The following is a 15,738-nucleotide window of genomic DNA, read 5'->3' on the forward strand; positions in this document are numbered from 1 at the left end:
GGAGGGATGTCCGGACAGCGCCGACGGCCCGCGGGGACTTCACTCCCCGCGGGCCGTCGGGTTTCGAACCCGGTGTGACGCTCCCGGTGCGGACGGTGAAGATGGTGTGCGGAATCGCTGAAGCTCCTCGGCCGCGCAAGGAGCTTGACGTAGTGTCATCGCAGATGGACAGCGAGCCCCAGCCATGGGCGGCGCCGTCCGCGGCGTCGCCCCAGGGGGCGGCTCCGCGCGAGGGCCGCGAGGACAACCAGGCCGTCCCGTACAGGGCGGTGCACACCGAAAGCCGATCGACCGGCCGTCCGGCCCACACCCCCCGGGACGCACGGAACGGCGATCATCAGGGCCGCCCCGGAGCTCTCCCCCCTGCTCCGGGGCGGCTGCCTCGCGTCCTCGCCCGGCCGGCGGTGCCGGCACTCCTCGCCTTGGTGCTCCTGCTGGTGTCCTGGCAGGTCGCCGTGGACGGACCGCTGCTGGAGCTGGACCACTGGACCCGGCACGCCGTCCGGGAGACCCGGCACGCACTGCACAGCGCTCTGCTCAACCACCTCGGCCAGGCGTTCTCCGACCTGGGCGAGGGCTCGGTGGCGGTGCCGGTACTGCTGCTGAGCGGGGCGGTCGCCGCCCAGCGGGAGTTCCGGGCGGGGTTCGCTCGGTGGTGGCTGCCGGTGCCGGTGGCGGTGCTGACGGCCGGGCTGATCCCGCTGCTGGTGGTGCCGGCGAAGTCCTGGTTCGCCCGGCCGGGCCCGTTCGGGCTGCCGCTGGCGGCGGACCAGTGGGGCTGGTACCCGTCCGGCCACACCGCGACCGCCACGCTCGGGTACGGGGTGGCGGCCCTGCTGCTGGCGCGGACGGCCGCGCCGCGCGGGCGGCGGGCGCTCGCCGCCGCGGCGGCGCTGCCGGTCGCGGGCGTCGGGCTGGGACTGGTGTGGAGCGACTACCACTGGCTGCTGGACGTGGTGGCCAGCTGGTGCCTGGGCGGCCTGGTCCTGTGGACGCTGGCCCGGTGGCCGCTCACCGCCCGACCGACCGCGCGCCGACGACACCCGGAGCACTGACCCAGGAACCGGCGGGCGGCCCCCGGTCGTGAGCACTGGGCCGTGAACGCCGGGCCGCGCCGCCCGGGGATCAGCTTTCGGCCAGCTCCTCGTCGTTGCGGTGGACGTGGCCGGCCTCGCCGTTGTCACGGCGCCACTCGACGACCAGCTCGTCGCGGGCGCCGAAACGGACCAGGTGGCGGCCGACGACGTCCTCCAGTCCGGGCAGGCTCTCGGTCTCGCCCTCGACGGCGAGCAGCAGCGCGTCGGGGGTGGCCTCCAGCGTGGCGGTGCCGGCGCCGAACACGAGGGTGCCGCGACCGGTCTCCTCGGACCAGTCGGCCTTGATCTTGCGGCCCATGTGGGCGGCGAGCTGCTTGGCGTAGCGGGCGGAACGGTCGGTGGCGACGCGGGCTTCGGAGCGGGGCACGGGCCCTCCAGGATCAGGGGAGGGAACTTAGGGTGCCCTCACTCGCTGTCTACGCTAACGCAGATACTGAGTCTTACTCAACATATTTCCGGGCACCCCCCGGAGCGGCCGATACCCTTGGTCGAACACCTGCCGAGGAGAGCCGCCCATGACCACCACGCCGACCGACGACGCGGCGAGCTCCTCCCCCGACAGCAGTGCCCCCGGCAGTGCTCCCGGCAGTGCCGAACAGGACAGGGCCGAGCAGGGCGGCACCGAGCCAGGCGCCGATCAGGGCGCCGATCAGGGCGCCGATCAGGGCGCCGGCGATCAGGGCAGCGCCGAACAGGACACCGCCGAACAGGACACCGCCGCCGAGCTGGCCGATGCGATGACCCGGGCGATCAAACGGATCCGCCGCCTCACCAGCGAGCGGCTGGAGCCCTACGGCATCACCCCCGGCCAGGGCCGCGCCCTGCGCACCCTCGCGCACGCCCCGGGCTGCGAACTCCCCGACCGGGCGATGCGGCTGAGCGACCTGGCAGACCGGCTGCACATCGCCCCCCGCTCGGCCACCACGGTGGTCGACGCGCTGGAGGAGGCCGGCCTGGTGGAACGGTCCCCGGACCCGGCCGACCGCCGGGCCGTGCGGATCCTGCTGACCGCGGCCGGCCGGTCGGCGGTGGAGCGGATCGGCCAGGTCCGCTACGAGGTCTCCCAGGAGTACTTCGGCGCGGTCAGCCCCGCCGACCAGGACGCGCTGCTGCGAGCGCTGCGGAGCGCCGAGGCCGCCTACGCGGCGACCGCCGCGCCCACCGGCGCACCGCGCCGGACAGCGCCCCCGGGCGCAGCGCGGTGATCCCGATCCCGGCGATCACCAGCAGCGCGGCGGCGGCGGCCACCGGGCCGACCGACTCGCCGAGCAGCAGCCAGGCCGAGGACATCCCGAACACCGGTACCAGCAGCGAGTAGGGCGCCACCGCGGTGGCGTCGTAGCTGCGCAGCAGGTAGCTCCAGGCGACGAAGCCGAACAGGGTGGAGACCAGCCCGACGTAGCCGATCGCGCCGATCCCGGCGAGGTCGATCCCGCGCAGCGCGCGCAGGTCGGCGGCCGGGCCCTCGACCAGCAGCGAGAGGCCGAGCAGCGGCAGCGGGGGCACGGCGCTGACCCAGACCATCCAGCGCAGCGCGTCCGGCGGGGCGGCCTTGCGGGTCAGCACGTTGGACAGCCCCCAGGCGGCCGCGGCCAGGACGACCAGGACGAAGGCGCCGAGCGGCCCGCCGAGGCCGCGGTCGACGGCGCTCAGCCCGATGCCCGCGAAGGCGACGCCCAGGCCGGTCAGCCGCTGGGCGCCGGGGCGTTCGCCCAGCAGTACGCCGGCGAACAGCGCGGTGAACACCGCCTGCCCCTGCAGCACCAGCGAGGAGAGGCCGGCCGGCATCCCGGCGTGCATGCCCAGGAAGAGCAGGCCGAACTTGACCACGCCGAGCACCACCCCGACCGCGAGCACCCAGCGCAGGGCGACCTTCGGCGGTCCCACGAAGAAGATCGCCGGGACGGCGACCACCGCGAACCGCAAGGCGCAGAACAGCAGCGGCGGGAAGTTCTGGAGCCCGATGTGGATGAGGACGAAGTTGAGGCCCCAGACGGCGGCCACCAGGACGGCCAGGCCGATGTGACGCGGACTCATGCTGCCGCCCGGGGCGGCCTGCGGGGATGGGCTCATGGCACGAGGATGGCCGCCGGGGACCGTGCAGCACCAGCGATGAATTCTGAAGGAGACGCTTTAGCATTGCTGCATGATGGATCTGGGGCGCCTGCGGGCGCTGCACGCGGTGGCCGTCCACGGCTCGGTCGGCGGGGCGGCCGCGGCCCTCGGTTTCACCCCGTCCGCCGTCTCCCAGCAGATCGCCAAGCTGGAGCGGGAGACCAGGACGGTGCTGCTGGAGCGTCAGGGCCGGGGCGTGGTGCTGACGGACGCGGCGCGCGAGCTGGCGGGTACGGCGCAGGCGGTGCTGGGGCTGGTGGAGCGGGCCGAGGTGCGGCTGGAGGAGCAGCGCGGCCGGGCGGTCGGACGGCTGCTGGTGGCGGCCTTCGCGACCGGCGCACGCGGACTGATGCCGGGGGTGCTGGCCGATCTGCGCGAGCGCTGCCCGGAGCTGGACGTGCGGCTGCTGGAGAGCGACCCGTACCCGGCGGCCGAGCTGGTGGCGCGCGGCGAGGTCGACCTGGCGCTCGTCCAGGACTGGCCGACGGTGCCGCTGCCGGTGCAGGAGGGGCTCGACCGGATGGACCTCGGACCGGACCCGGTGGACCTGCTGCTGCCGGTCGGCCATCCGCTGGCGGAGCTCACGGTGGTGCCGGTGGGCCGGTTGCGCGGGCAACGCTGGACGAGCGTGCCGCCGGGCAACATCTGCCACGACTGGCTCGTCCGGACCCTGCGCGAGGCCGGCGAGGAGCCGGACGTGCACTACCGGGTCGGCGAGTTCGAGACCCAGATCGCCCTGATCGGGGCCGGTCTCGGCATCGGGCTGGTGCCCCGGCTGGGCCGGGGCGCGCTGCCGGCCGGGGTGGTGGCCCGGACGGTGGCGCCGGAGCCGGCCCGGCGGGTGTTCGCGCTCTGGCGCTCCCAGTCCTCGCGCCGCCCGGCGATCACCGCGACGCTGGACGCGATGCGGGCCCGCTGGGACGCCCGGGCCGGCTGACCTGGACGGCCGACCCGGGCGGCTGACCTGGGCGACTGACCCGGGCGGCCGGTCGGCGGACGCCCCCGTCGCCGCCTCCCGTCAGGAGGCGAAGCCGATCACCAGCCACATGAAGCCGACCCCCGCGAGCGTGCAGAGCAGGGTGGTGCGCGAGGGGTGCGGGCTGTGCGCCTCGGGGAGGATGTCGGAGGTCGCCAGATAGAGCAGGAACCCGGCGAAGAATCCCAGGTACAGCCCGAGCAGGTGCTCGGAGATGGTGAACAGCAGGGTGATCGCGGCACCGGTGACCGGCGCGAGCGCGTCGGCCGCCAGCAGGGCCAGGGCCCGCCGCCTGTTGTTCCCGTAGAGCCTGGTGATCGTGTACGTGTTGAAGCCGTCCGCGAAGTCGTGCGCGACCACCGCGATCGCCACCACCGTCCCGACCGTCGTACCGGCCTGGAAGGCCGCGCCGATCGCGAAGCCGTCCATGACGCTGTGGCCGACCAGCGCCATCGCGGCCGTCAGGCCCACTCCCTGGTGCCTTTCGGCCTCGTGCCGGGAACGGCCGTGGGTGTGGCCGTGGAGGGGGCCCCGGTCCTGCTCCGGGGGCCGGCCGTGGCTGTGCCGGTGGCCGTGGCTGTGCTCGGCGTACTCCTCCTCGTGGCCGCGGTGGATCGCGACCGCCCGCTCGACGATGTGGATGGCCAGGAAGCCGGCCGCGAACATCAGCAGCGCCTGCGGTACCCCGTGGACCTCCTCGGGCGCCTGGTGCAGCGCCTCCGGAAGGAGGTCGAAGGCGACCACCCCGAGCATCAGCCCGGCGGCGAAGCCGAGCACCAGGTGCCGGCGGTCGCCGGTGCGCTGCGCGACCCAGCCGCCGATCAGCGTCATCAGGAACGCCCCTGCGGCCACCAGGACCGCGGTCACCGCTGCCCCGCCGTGACGGTCCGTCTGTTCACTCGTCTCCCCCGTGTCCCGCCCGTCCCCGGGCCGACCGTCGGCCGGTGCCGGCCGGCCGTGCCCGCCGTGTCCCCCAGCGTCGGACACCCCGCACGCCGCCGCCCGCCGGGCCAGCCGTCGGGGTGAGGCGACGGGACCGGCCGTCGGGACCGGCCGACGGCACCCGCTCCGAGCCGACCACCGTAGTGGATTCCCGGCCTCCCGGACCCCGTCGGGACGCGGGACAGCTGCCGACCGCTCCCGCAGCCGGACCGGCGCGGCTCAGTGTCCGGCGGCGAGCGACAGTCCGAGGTGGGTGTGCGTCAGCTCGCGGACGCCGTCCCCGTCGACCAGGTGGATGTGCCGATGCCCGTCCTCGCCGGTGAGGTCGAGCGCACCGTCGGTGAAGTGACCGGTGGTCAGCCGCAGCCCGCGTTCGGCCGACTCCTCGTGGACCGCCTCCGCCAGGGTCCGGATCTCCTCCTCCCCCACCGGCCCCTCGCCCCGGGAGGCCCACACCACCCAGCGGCCGGGCAGCGCGCTGCCGACGGGCCCCTCGCCGGTGGCCACCAGTCCGACCGGACCGCGCAGCCGTACGCTCCACTGCCCGAGCCCGCCCCGGGTGAGCAGCTCACGGACCAGCTGGGCGAACTCGTTCGCCGAGAGGTCCGGCGCCGCCGGGACGGTGGCCGCCGCCCGCGCTGCCGGTTCGACGCCCGCCCGGCCGTACGGGTCGGGGCTGACGGCGGCGTCGAGCTGGCGCAGTCGGACCAGCGCCTCGTCCTGCTCGGCGTCCGCGTAGACGCCCTCGCCGTCGGGCTCCTCGTCGGGGTCGGTGGGCGGCAGCAGCCTGGTGCGGGCCAGCGCGTCACGGTCCGCGTCCACGCTCACCAAGCAGAGCGGCCGGGTGCCGCCCGGCTCGCGCAGCCAGCCGTTGAGCACGACGCCGGCGAGTATCTCGTCGGTGTCGACGGCGTCGGCGGCCTGCAGCGCGCGAAGGGCCAGCCGGGCGACCAGCCGCAGGTAGTCGGAGGCCCGGTCGGCCGGCGGGCGCGGCACCGGGAGGACCTCGCCGTCCGGGGCGAGCCGGTAGCCGGTCAGCGAGGGCACCACGTCCAGCGGCGGCAGGTCGAGGTCGAGCACGGCGGTGCGGGTCAGCGGCCGGTAGACGGCGCGGCAGGGCGCCGGCAGATCCCGGGTGTTGGTCTCGGCCGCGGCGAGGGCCCGTTCCAGCAGGGATTCGACGGCGGCCGGCTCGGCCTGCCGGTAGGCCCGGCGGCACTCCTCCAGGGAGTCGTTGTACTCGCGCACCGCCCGCGCCCGGGCTTGCTCGGCCTCGTCGTGGGCGCGCCTCGACTCGTCGGCGGCGGGGCTGCCGGCCTCGGCCTGCCGGGTACGCCACTCCCGCAGGGCCCGCTGGTGGGTCAGCCGGGCCTTGGCCAGTCCGCGCTGGTAGTCGGAGTCGAGCAGTCGGGGGACCGGGGGCCCGTCCGGGTCGGACGCCGGCGGTTCGGCGGGCGCGTAGTCCCCCCAGCGCGGCTCCGGGTCCGCCCCGGCCGCCGTGGGTGGCGCACCGTCCGGGTAGGGGCGCGGCTCGTAGCGGCGCAGCTGGCTCTCGAAGTCCATGGCGGAGACCGGCAGGGCGGACCGCCGGAGCAGGTCGGCCAGCCGCTCGTGCTCGGCCTGGACGGTGAGCGTGCGGTGGTGGGTGAGCGCGGCGGCCCTGGCGTGGGCGGCGACGTCCTCGTCGCCGCCCGCCGCGAGCGGCTCGGAGGCCGGACGACCTGTGGGTGACGGTCCGTCCGGCGCGCCGGGGGGACGGCCGGACGGATCGTCCGCGGTCGGCTCCTCCACCCCGAGGTCGCGGAACACCGAGGCGAGGAAGCCCGGGTGGGGGGCCGTGACAGCACCGTCGGACTGGCCGTCTGCTGAGTACTGCATCGGTGGTCGTTCCCCCATGCTCGTCCGGCGCCTGCCCGGGGCGGTCGGCAGCCCCTCGGCGGCGAACCGGGGGTCCGCCCCGCTTCCGACATTGTCCACCGAACGGGCGCACCGGTCAGCCAAGCCTCTCAGTTGGTCCGGGTGTTGGTCAGGTGCAGTCCGATGTAGCCGACGTAGATCCGGCCGCTGCCCGAGCAGTCGTCCAGGTAGTGCAGCCGGGGCGCGGTGCGGCCGCCGCCGATCCGCAGGTGCGCCCCCATGAACGCGCGTCTGGACGCGTCCACGCACTCCGGCACCGGGAGCATCCGCTCGCGCTTCCACTTGGCATGGCTGTACACCGTCCGCGACTCGCCGCGCACCGCCTTGCGGGGCGGGAAGCGGTGACAGCCGGCCGGGGTCCGTTCGCACCACTGCTTGAAGTCGCCGCCCGCCCGGCCGCGGACCGCCGCCTCGGCGTACTCCTGGAGCGCGGTCAGACCGTCCCAGGTGAGCCGGGCCCAGCCCCCTCCGGCGCAGCGCAGCTCGTCGAGGGCGAGTGCGGCCTTCTGGTCGCCGGTGAAGGTGAGCAGCGGGAACTCGCCGAGCCGGTCCATCAGCTCGGTGAAGGTGAGCGGGATCCCGCCGTGGCCGCCGGCCGGTCCGGCGCGCCGCCGCCCGGCCCGACGGGCGGGGGCCGGCAGACGGGACTGGGGCTTGGCAGGTGGGGCCGAGGGGGCGGGGAGGAACAGCGTCGGCGGGGTCGGCACCGGTCCACCGCCGGGTGCGGTGCAGAGCCGGCCGGCCGGCCGGCCGGGGGGCGGGCCGCCCGCCGTGAGGGGCTTCGCCGTGAGCCGCTCGCGACGGCGCTGCCGGCGGCCCTCGTGGTGCGCGGGATGAGCGGAGTTGGCGGGATGGGCGGAGTGGGCGGGGTACGGGAGGTGGCCGGGGCGGGCGCCCCGCTCGTGCTCCTCCGGTCGGTCGGCGGGGACGGCCACCGGGGCCGCGAGCACGGGCACCGAGGCCGGTACCCGCAGCGGGGGCACGGCCGCCAGCGTCGGCGGCGGCGTCCGTTCGGCGGCGAGCCGGCGCGGTTCGCGGGACAGCAGGACGGCCGCGCGCCGCGGGTCCTCCTCGATCCGGTGGCGGGCCAGGACCGGGTGCCGGCGGCCGTCCCGCCGCGAGGCCGGGTCGACCTCGGGCAGATAGGTGCGGACCGCTCCGCCGTAGACGGCGTGGAACTCCAGGGCGACGTTGAACCTGGTGCGCGCCTCGGCGTCCAGGACGTACAGGGTGGCGAGTCCCGGCAGGTGCTCGCAGAGCGGGGCCACCACTTCGGCGAGCCATGCTCCGGCGTCCCGGCCGGCCGGGACGCTGGCCACCATGGCGGGCAGCCGGCGGTCCGGGTCGCAGAGCTCGTCGACCAGGCCGTCGACCTCGGCCGCGGTGAGCATCCGGGGAGCGGCCAGGACGGCGGCCGGACCGTCGGCGGCGTCCAGCAGCGGCAGCAGGGTGCGGGCCAGTTCGGGCACCGGTACCCGGCCGGGCGTGCGCACGGCGCTGTCGGTGGTACGGGTGGCGGCCTCCAGCCGGAGCCAGGTCGGGCCGGTCGGCCCGGCCGCCAGCGCGAGGGTCAGGTGGTCGGTGCCGTGCGGGGCGGGGGTACGGACCCGGCGGCGGTCGTAGCGGCCCCCGGGGCTGCTCGGGCCGACCGGGCCTCCGGAGCCGACCGGGCCTCCGGCACTGCTCGGGTCTCCGGGACTGCTCGGGAGCGGGCCGCCGTCGCGGTCCAGCAGGACGCGCTCGCCGAGCCGGAAACGCTCGGCGTAGGAGGCGGCGGCTCCGTCCCAGGACGGGGCGGACAGGGCAGACCGGGCAGAGGGGTCGGACCGGGCGGCGGACAACGCGGGCGGCGGGCCGAGGAGGGCGGGCGGCGGTTCCTCGCAACCCTCCCGCTTCAGCCAGGCGGCGAGGTGCTGGTCGGCCAGGGCGAGGGCGTCGGCGTACGGGAGGGCGGTGGTGACGGTCATCCGGTAGGGCGCCGCAGGGCCTCCGGAGCCGGGGAGTCCGGCTCGGGCGGGCGACGACGAGGAACGTTCCGAGGTCATGCGCATACCTCCGTGGGGCGGTGGGGTCCCGTGTCCTCCATCGATGGGTCTTTGGTCCGGTTCGCCGGACCTGTGCCCAGGAAACGCCATGGCCCGGAGCGGAAGTTCCAACTCCGGGCCACGTCACTACATTCGGGTGAATCTGCTCAAGCCCGCTGTCGCACGGGACGAGAATCTGCATGGCTCCCGGCCCGCCCCGGGACCGGCCTTACGGACGCCGTCCGCTCAGACCGGCACCTCGACGTAGGTCCGGCCCGCCGCCACCCCGGTCGCCGTGCCGCCGGTCGCCTCGGCCAGCCAGGTGTGGAACGCCGCGACCTCCGACTCCGGCACCCCCACCTCGATCCGCACCCCGGACGCCTCGTACGCCAGGTCGCTGACCGTGAATCCGGCCGCCCGCAGGTCGTTCTCCACCCGCCCGGCCCGGGCGTGCTCGACCGTCACCGCGAGCAGCGCGACCGGCCGCCGCTCCAGCAGCCCGAGCTCGTCCAACGCCTCCGAGACCGCGCTCCCGTAGGCGCGCACCAGGCCGCCCGCGCCGAGCTTGATACCGCCGAAGTAGCGGGTCACCACCGCCACCGTGTCGGTCACCCCGCGCCGGCGCAGCACCTCCAGCATCGGCACTCCGGCCGTCCCGCCGGGCTCTCCGTCGTCGCTGGAGCGCTCGCGGCGCTGCTCCTCGCCGACCACGAAGGCGGTGCAGTTGTGCCGGGCGTCCCAGTACTGCTTGCGGATGCCCGCGATGAACGCCTGGGCCTCCCCCTCGTCGGTGACCCGGGCGAGGTGGCAGATGAACCGGGACTTCTTGATCTCGATCTCGTGCGTGCCCGCACGCCGGACGGTCAGGTACGGCCGGGGGGTCGGCTCCGGTGTGGCGGGCATGGCGCGGCGGTTCTCCCGGAGGACGACAAGGGGCGGGCGGCGCGGCCCGGGCGGGACGACAGCTCGCCCGCGGACCGCCCCGCCAGCCTACGGCGTGCCCCTCCGGCCTCCGGACCGACCGGAGCCCGGACCGCTCAGCCGCGGCCCGCGAGCGCGTCCAGCCGGGCACGGTCCATGCCGGTCGCCGCCCGCACCTCGGCGAGGTCGACCGCACCGCAGTCGAGCCCGCGCAGCAGGTACCCGCTGAGTGCCCGGGCGGTCGCCGGCTCGTCCATGACGTCCCCGCCCGCCTTGGCCGCATACGCGGCCAGCCGGGCCGCGGCGGAGGCCAGGCCCTCCCGGTAGAAGGAGTAGACGGCGACGTACCGGGTCGGCAGGTGCGCCGGGTGCATGTCCCAGCCCTGGTAGTAGGCACGGGCGAGCGAGCGGCGGACCAGGTCGTGGTGGAGCTTCCACGCGGCGTGCACCTGGGCGGTGGTGCCGGTCGGGATCACATTGGTGGAGCCGTCGGAGAGCCGAACCCCGGTCCCCGCGGCGGCGACCTGCATCACCGCCTTGGCGTGGTCGGCGGCCGGGTGGTCCATGCTCTGGTGGGCGGCGGCGACCCCGCACGCGGCGCTGTAGTCGAAGGTGCCGTAGTGCAGGCCGGTGGCCCGCCCCTCGGCCGCCGCTACCATCCGGGCGACGGTGGCCCGACCGTCCGGGCCGAGGATCGCCTGGGTGGTCTCGATCTGGATCTCGAAGCCGAGCCGTCCTTCCGGCAGCCCGGCGCCCCGCTCGAAGTCCGCCAGCAGCCGGACCAGCGCGGTGACCTGCTCGGCGTAGGTCACCTTGGGCAGGGTGAGGACCAGCCCGTCGGGCAGTCCGCCACGCGCCAGCAGGGTGCCGAGGAACAGTTCCAGGGTGCGGATGCCGCGGTCCCGGACGGCCGCCTCCATGCACTTGGTCCGGATGCCGAGGTACGGCGGAGCGCTGCCGTCGGCGACCGCGGCGGCGAGCAGCTCGGCGGCACGGACCGCCGCCGCGTCCTCCTCCGCGTCGGGCCGCGGGCCGTAACCGTCCTCGAAGTCGATCCGCAGGTCCTCGACCGGCTCGCGCTCCAGCTTGGCCCGGACCCGGCGGTGCACCTCGGCGAGCAGCCCGTCGTCCGCCGCACCGAGTGCGCGGGCGAGTTCGGCGGGGCTGCCGGCGTGGGTGTCGAAGGCCTCCAGGGCCTGTCGGCCCCAGCTCCGCACGGTGTCGGCGGCGAAGGCGTCGGCCGGCACGTACACCGTGTGGACCGGCTGGCGGGTGCCCGGGTCACCCGGGTAGCGGTGGGCCAGATCGGCGTCGACCGGGGCCAGCAGCGCGTCCACGGCGGACCGGGCGGCGGCGGAGAATCCCGCCGCGCCCGTCGGCCCGGTAGCGCCCGTCTCGACCTGCGACATCCGTCACTCCTCACGCAAGCATGCGCGCGGGGCCCGTGCCAGGCCAGCGCTTCAACAGTTTGTTGATGCGAAGGTAGACGGGCAGGGAACGGGCGTCAATGGTCCGCCGACGGACCGGGCGGCGCGGCCGGGGGCGGGGGCGGGGGCGGGGGCGGGGGCGGGGGCCGGGTCAGTCCCGCCCGGAGGTGGCGTAACGGTTCCGCAGCTCCGGGTAGAGCGCCTCGACGTCCTTGGGGTGGACCGAACCGTCGGGACGGTTGCCCGCCACGCCGTACTTCTTGGTGAGCCAGGCGGCCAGCCGCTGCGGGTCCGGCTCGTGCTCGAAGGTGTCGATGTAACTCACCAGGGCCTCGAACGCCTGCTCGGGGTCCAGCCGGTACGAGCCCGGGCGCGGCGCGGGACCGATCGGCCGCTGCCCGTGCTCCGCGAACTCCGGGGCCTCCGCCACGGCCTCGGCGAAGCCCTGCTCGACGTAGCCCTGGTCCGCGTAACCCTGCTCGGCGTAATTCTCGTCGGCGTAGCCCTGCTCGACCTGGCCCTGCTCGGCGAAGCGCTCCGCCACGAACAGCGGCTCCGCATACTCGGCCTCGGGCCCGGTGTGGGGGACGGCGGCCTGCTGCTCCGGGGCCTGCGGCTGATCGGCGTCGGTCGGGCGCGGCGGCTTGAACCACGGCGAGACCTGGCCGGGCACCCGCCCACCCGGCGCGCCGTCGCTGGGGTGCCCGGCGGTCCGCACGGCCCGCTCGGTCCAGACGTTCAGCTCCTCCTCCTGCGGCACCGGGACCTGCTGCTCCGCGCCGACCGGCTCCTGCGCGTCGCGCAGTCGCACGGCGGCGAGCTTGGCGAGCACCTCGACGGGAGCGGGCTCGGGCTGGCCCTGCCGCTCCGCCTCCGGCTCCGGGTGGCCCTGTCCCTGCTCCTGGGACTGGCCCTGCTGCTGGGGCTGCTGCGGCTGTGGCTGAGGCCGGCTCTGCGCCGGGCCCGGCACCCGCGGAACGGCCGGGGCGGAACGGCCGGCCCGGACCGGCTGCTGCTGCCTCGCGGCGACCGGCCCCTCGGCCCCGTCCCGCTCGCGGGCCGCCGCGGCGCCGTTCCCGGCCCGCGTGGACTGCCCGGCCGGCACCAGGGCGGCGGCCGCACGGCTCTCCTGGAGCGCGCGGGCCTCCTGCAGTGCCAGGGCCGCCTCGGCCCTGGCAGCCGCCTCGACCTCGCGGGCCTCCTTCTCGTCCCGGGCCACCCGGGCGTCCTCGTCCATCCGCTCGAACACCGTCGGGTCAAGCGGCACGCCGTACTTGGCCAGCTTGAGCGGCAGCAGCGCCTGGATCGGCGCCGAGCGCCGCCAGCCGCGACCGTAGCGGAACCGCAGCTGGGCCCGGTAGACCAGCCGATTCTGCTCCAGCCGCACGACCTCGTCGTAGGAGCGCAGCTCCCAGAGCTTCATCCGCCGCCAGAGCCGGAAGGTCGGCACCGGCGAAAGCAGCCAGCGCAACATCCGGACCGACTCCATGTGCCGGTCCGCGGTGATCGCCGCGATCCGGCCGACCGCGTGCCGGGAGGCTTCGACCACGACCACGAACAGCAGCGGGATGACGGCGTGCATGCCCATCCCGAGCGGGTCGCCCCAAGAGGCGGCCGCGTTGAACGCGATGGTCGCGACGGTCAGCAGCCAGGCGGTCTGCCGCAGCGCCGGGAAGGGTATACGCAGCCAGGTGAGCACCAGGTCCAGCGCGAGCAGGACCACGATGCCCGCGTCCACACCGATCGGGAACGCGTAGGAGAAGGCGCCGAAGCCCTTCTGCTCGGCCAGCTCCTTGACCGCGCTGTACGAGCCGGCGAAGCCGATACCGGAGATGATGCAGGCACCGGCGGCGACCACACCGAGCAGGCTGCGGTGGGCCTTGGTGAGCGATGGGCGTGCCATTACGTCTATCAACCCCTGGATGTCGGCTGCGGCCGTACGCTGCCTCGGCTGCCGGTTCCCGCTTGTCGGGGCGCCGGACGGCTGAGCGACCTCCGGGCTCGGCCCACCGGAGTTTACTCGTACACCTGTCCCAGCGTTCCCGCAGCCCGCGCTGTCACACGACCGGCCGCTCCCCCTCCCCGGCTTCCCTGCTCACGGAGCCGCTGAGCGGGCACCGGGTCAGGACGGCTGCTCCGCCGTGCCGTTGAGGTAGGCCAGCACGGCCATCACCCGGCGGTTCGCGTCCTCGGCCGGGGCGAGTTCGAGCTTGGTGAAGATATTGGCGATGTGCTTGGCCACCGCGCCGTCGCTCACCGACAGCCGGGCGGCGATCGCCGAGTTCGAACACCCCTCCGCCATCAGCTCCAGCACCTCCCGCTCACGCGGCGACAGCCGCTGCAGCGGCCCCGAGCGACGCGAGGTGCTCTGCATCAGCTTGGCGATGACGTCCGGGTCCATCGCCGTACCACCGGCCGCCACCCGGCGAACCGCGTCGATGAACTGGTCGGCGTTGAAGACCCGGTCCTTCAGCAGGTAGCCGATGCCGCCCGTGCCGTCCGCGAGCAACTCCCGCGCGTAGAGCTGCTGGACGTGCTGGGACAGCACCAGCACCGGCAGGCCCGGAATCTCCCGGCGGGCCTTGAGCGCCGCCTGGAGGCCCTCGTCGGTCAGGGTCGGCGGCAGTCGGACGTCGACCACCGCGACGTCCGGACGGTGCGTCAGCAGTGCCTCCTGCAGCTCCGGACCGGTCTCCACCGCGGCGGCGATCGTGAAGCCGTGCGCCTCCAGCAGCCTGATCAGACCTTCTCGAAGGAGGTAAAGGTCCTCGGCGAGGACAACTCGCACGGCAGCTCCAGGGTGATGGTGGTCGGACCGCCCGACGTACTGTCGATGGCGAGGACACCGTCGAAGGTACCCAATCGCCGCTCGATCCCCCGCAGCCCGGTCCCCCTGCTGGGGTCCGCGACCCCGACACCGTCGTCCGTCACCGTGACCCGCAGTCGGCCGGCCCGGTACAGGATGTCCACCCACACCTGCTCCGCGCCCGAATGCTTGGCCGCGTTGGCCAGCAGCTCGCAGATGCTGAAGTACGCCGTGGCCTCCACCGGCGCCGCCGGGCGGTCCGGCAGGCTGACGCACACCTCGGTCGGCAGCGCGCAGTCCAGCGCGAGCGCACGGACCGCGTCACCCAGGCCCCGCTCCGCGAGCACCGGCGGGTGGATGCCCCGGACCAGGTCGCGCAGCTCCTGGAGCGCCCGCGCCGAGGACTGCCGGGCCTCGGACAGCAGCTCGCGTGCCGCCACCGGATCGGTCTCCATCAGGTGCTCGATCGTGCCCAGCGTCATCCCGATCGCGACCAGCCGCGCCTGGGCGCCGTCGTGCAGGTCCCGCTCGATCCGCCGCAGCTCCGCCGCCTGGTTGCCGACCGCGTCGGCCCGGGTCTCGGTCAGCTCCGCCACCCGCCGGGTCAGCTGGGCGTGCGAGGTCCGACCGTCCTTGTCCAGCACCCGGCGGGCCACCTCCGCGTACCCCCGCACCGCGTACGGGGCCAGCAGCGTGCTCAGAGTGATCATCCCCAGCCCGAGCAGGGTCGAGGAGAGCACGGTCGCGGCACCGCTCGAGCCCACCGGCCCGTAGCCACTCGCCGCGACGAAGAGGAACGCCGCCCCGCCGCCCAGGGCCCCCAGCACCACCAGTCCCAGCGCGATCGCCAGCAGCGGGCTGACCGTCAGCCAGAGCATCTCGCGCCGCGTCACGGCGTCCCTCGCCGCCCAGTGCAGCAGCTGCGTAAACCGGGCGACGTTGTGGGACCGGTGGTAGGAGTAGCCCGTCCACCAGTGACCGCGGGCGTCCGCCTCCAGCGGCGGCCTGGGGGTGTACTCGGCCCGCAGCCTGGTGCCGTACCAGCGGTTGAGCTGCCCCCGCGTCCGGCGTGCGGTCGGCCGCACGAACAGCCCGGCCAGCGTAAGGGCCGCGCCCACGGCGGCGATCAGCGCGACGAACACCGCCGGGTAGTAGCCGTCGAGCAGCCAAGCGGCCGTCGCGCCGGCGAAGAAGGACCCGAACACGGGCACCACCACGACCGGCACCGCACCGAGCACCAGCAGGGACAACCGGGCCAGTCCGCGGCCGCTCGCAGCGAGTGCCGCCTCGGTCTGGGCGCGCACGGCACCGCCCCCGGTGATCCGACTCTCTGTTGCCACGCCGACTCCTGATTGCTGATGCCGATGCCGCACACCGGCCCCGATCCTCCTCATCCAGTGTCCCCGGACCCAGAGCCGTGGGCACTGGCCGTCCCACCCGAATTCAGGGTGGTCCTAGGTCCACCCTCGCCGGGCCTGCCCCAGCGGGGCCGGCTCTCCCGCATGCTGCATGC

Annotated in this window: 12 protein-coding genes and 1 pseudogene; 3 read left to right on the top strand and 10 right to left on the bottom strand. The window is 75.2% G+C overall.

The annotated features are described in order from the left end of the window. The first annotated feature begins 425 nt into the window (after positions 1-425). Positions 426-1,055: a phosphatase PAP2 family protein gene (locus SM793_RS23085; protein WP_320440185.1), complete on the top strand. Its 630-nt coding sequence runs from the start codon at positions 426-428 to the stop codon at positions 1,053-1,055. A gap of 70 nt (positions 1,056-1,125) precedes the next feature. Here SM793_RS23085 and SM793_RS23090 read toward each other — a convergent pair whose 3' ends face one another. After that, positions 1,126-1,464, bottom strand: coding sequence for a DUF2218 domain-containing protein (locus SM793_RS23090; RefSeq protein WP_320440174.1), 339 nt, complete (start codon positions 1,462-1,464; stop codon positions 1,126-1,128). A gap of 370 nt (positions 1,465-1,834) precedes the next feature. On the opposite strand from SM793_RS23090, the pseudogene SM793_RS23095 reads away from it, so the two are divergent. Next, a pseudogene (locus tag SM793_RS23095) lies at positions 1,835-2,056 on the top strand (MarR family winged helix-turn-helix transcriptional regulator); the annotation flags it as partial. Between the two features lie 124 nt (positions 2,057-2,180). Here the strand turns inward: SM793_RS23095 and SM793_RS23100 are convergent. Then, complete coding sequence (locus tag SM793_RS23100) at positions 2,181-3,134, bottom strand: EamA family transporter (protein ID WP_320440186.1); 954 nt, start codon at positions 3,132-3,134, stop codon at positions 2,181-2,183. A 109-nt stretch (positions 3,135-3,243) separates the two neighbouring features. Here SM793_RS23100 and SM793_RS23105 point away from each other — a divergent pair, with 109 nt between their 5' ends. After that, positions 3,244-4,149: a LysR family transcriptional regulator gene (locus tag SM793_RS23105; protein ID WP_320440175.1), complete on the top strand. Its 906-nt coding sequence runs from the start codon at positions 3,244-3,246 to the stop codon at positions 4,147-4,149. An 81-nt stretch (positions 4,150-4,230) separates the two neighbouring features. On the opposite strand, the gene SM793_RS23110 is transcribed toward SM793_RS23105, so the two are convergent. The 8 genes from SM793_RS23110 to SM793_RS23145 form a co-directional block, all read right to left on the bottom strand. Further along, complete coding sequence (locus SM793_RS23110) at positions 4,231-5,019, bottom strand: ZIP family metal transporter (protein ID WP_320440187.1); 789 nt, start codon at positions 5,017-5,019, stop codon at positions 4,231-4,233. 330 nt (positions 5,020-5,349) lie between these two features. After that, positions 5,350-7,008, bottom strand: a complete 1,659-nt coding sequence (locus SM793_RS23115; RefSeq protein WP_320440176.1) for a restriction endonuclease — start codon at positions 7,006-7,008, stop codon at positions 5,350-5,352. Between the two features lie 128 nt (positions 7,009-7,136). Continuing rightward, positions 7,137-9,092 (bottom strand): hypothetical protein, encoded by a 1,956-nt coding sequence (locus SM793_RS23120; RefSeq protein WP_320440177.1) that lies wholly within the window; start codon positions 9,090-9,092, stop codon positions 7,137-7,139. Positions 9,093-9,317: 225 nt separating this feature from the next. Beyond that, on the bottom strand, positions 9,318-9,974 hold the full coding sequence (locus tag SM793_RS23125; protein ID WP_320440178.1) for a YigZ family protein: 657 nt from the start codon (positions 9,972-9,974) through the stop codon (positions 9,318-9,320). Between the two features lie 134 nt (positions 9,975-10,108). Continuing rightward, the gene (locus tag SM793_RS23130; protein WP_320440179.1) at positions 10,109-11,401 is read right to left on the bottom strand and encodes a DUF6986 family protein; all 1,293 of its coding nucleotides are present in this window, start codon (positions 11,399-11,401) and stop codon (positions 10,109-10,111) included. Between the two features lie 169 nt (positions 11,402-11,570). Beyond that, positions 11,571-13,322: a DUF2637 domain-containing protein gene (locus SM793_RS23135; RefSeq protein WP_320440180.1), complete on the bottom strand. Its 1,752-nt coding sequence runs from the start codon at positions 13,320-13,322 to the stop codon at positions 11,571-11,573. Between the two features lie 219 nt (positions 13,323-13,541). Beyond that, on the bottom strand, positions 13,542-14,207 hold the full coding sequence (locus SM793_RS23140) for a response regulator transcription factor (protein WP_320440181.1): 666 nt from the start codon (positions 14,205-14,207) through the stop codon (positions 13,542-13,544). Beyond that, complete coding sequence (locus SM793_RS23145; protein WP_320440182.1) at positions 14,159-15,565, bottom strand: sensor histidine kinase; 1,407 nt, start codon at positions 15,563-15,565, stop codon at positions 14,159-14,161. Before SM793_RS23145 ends, SM793_RS23140 begins: the two co-directional genes overlap by 49 nt. Positions 15,566-15,738 lie beyond the last annotated feature (173 nt).

The organism is Kitasatospora purpeofusca, from assembly GCF_034043715.1.
GTDB lineage: Bacteria > Actinomycetota > Actinomycetes > Streptomycetales > Streptomycetaceae > Kitasatospora > Kitasatospora purpeofusca_A.

Coding starts and splice junctions, on each gene's coding strand:
- SM793_RS23100 (WP_320440186.1), bottom strand. CDS start 3,134: ATGAGTCCGCGTCACATCGGCCTGGCCGTCCTGGTGGCCGCCGTCTGG.
- SM793_RS23105 (WP_320440175.1), top strand. CDS start 3,244: ATGATGGATCTGGGGCGCCTGCGGGCGCTGCACGCGGTGGCCGTCCAC.
- SM793_RS23110 (WP_320440187.1), bottom strand. CDS start 5,019: ATGACGCTGATCGGCGGCTGGGTCGCGCAGCGCACCGGCGACCGCCGG.
- SM793_RS23115 (WP_320440176.1), bottom strand. CDS start 7,008: ATGCAGTACTCAGCAGACGGCCAGTCCGACGGTGCTGTCACGGCCCCC.
- SM793_RS23120 (WP_320440177.1), bottom strand. CDS start 9,092: ATGACCTCGGAACGTTCCTCGTCGTCGCCCGCCCGAGCCGGACTCCCC.
- SM793_RS23125 (WP_320440178.1), bottom strand. CDS start 9,974: ATGCCCGCCACACCGGAGCCGACCCCCCGGCCGTACCTGACCGTCCGG.
- SM793_RS23130 (WP_320440179.1), bottom strand. CDS start 11,401: ATGTCGCAGGTCGAGACGGGCGCTACCGGGCCGACGGGCGCGGCGGGA.
- SM793_RS23135 (WP_320440180.1), bottom strand. CDS start 13,322: ATGGCACGCCCATCGCTCACCAAGGCCCACCGCAGCCTGCTCGGTGTG.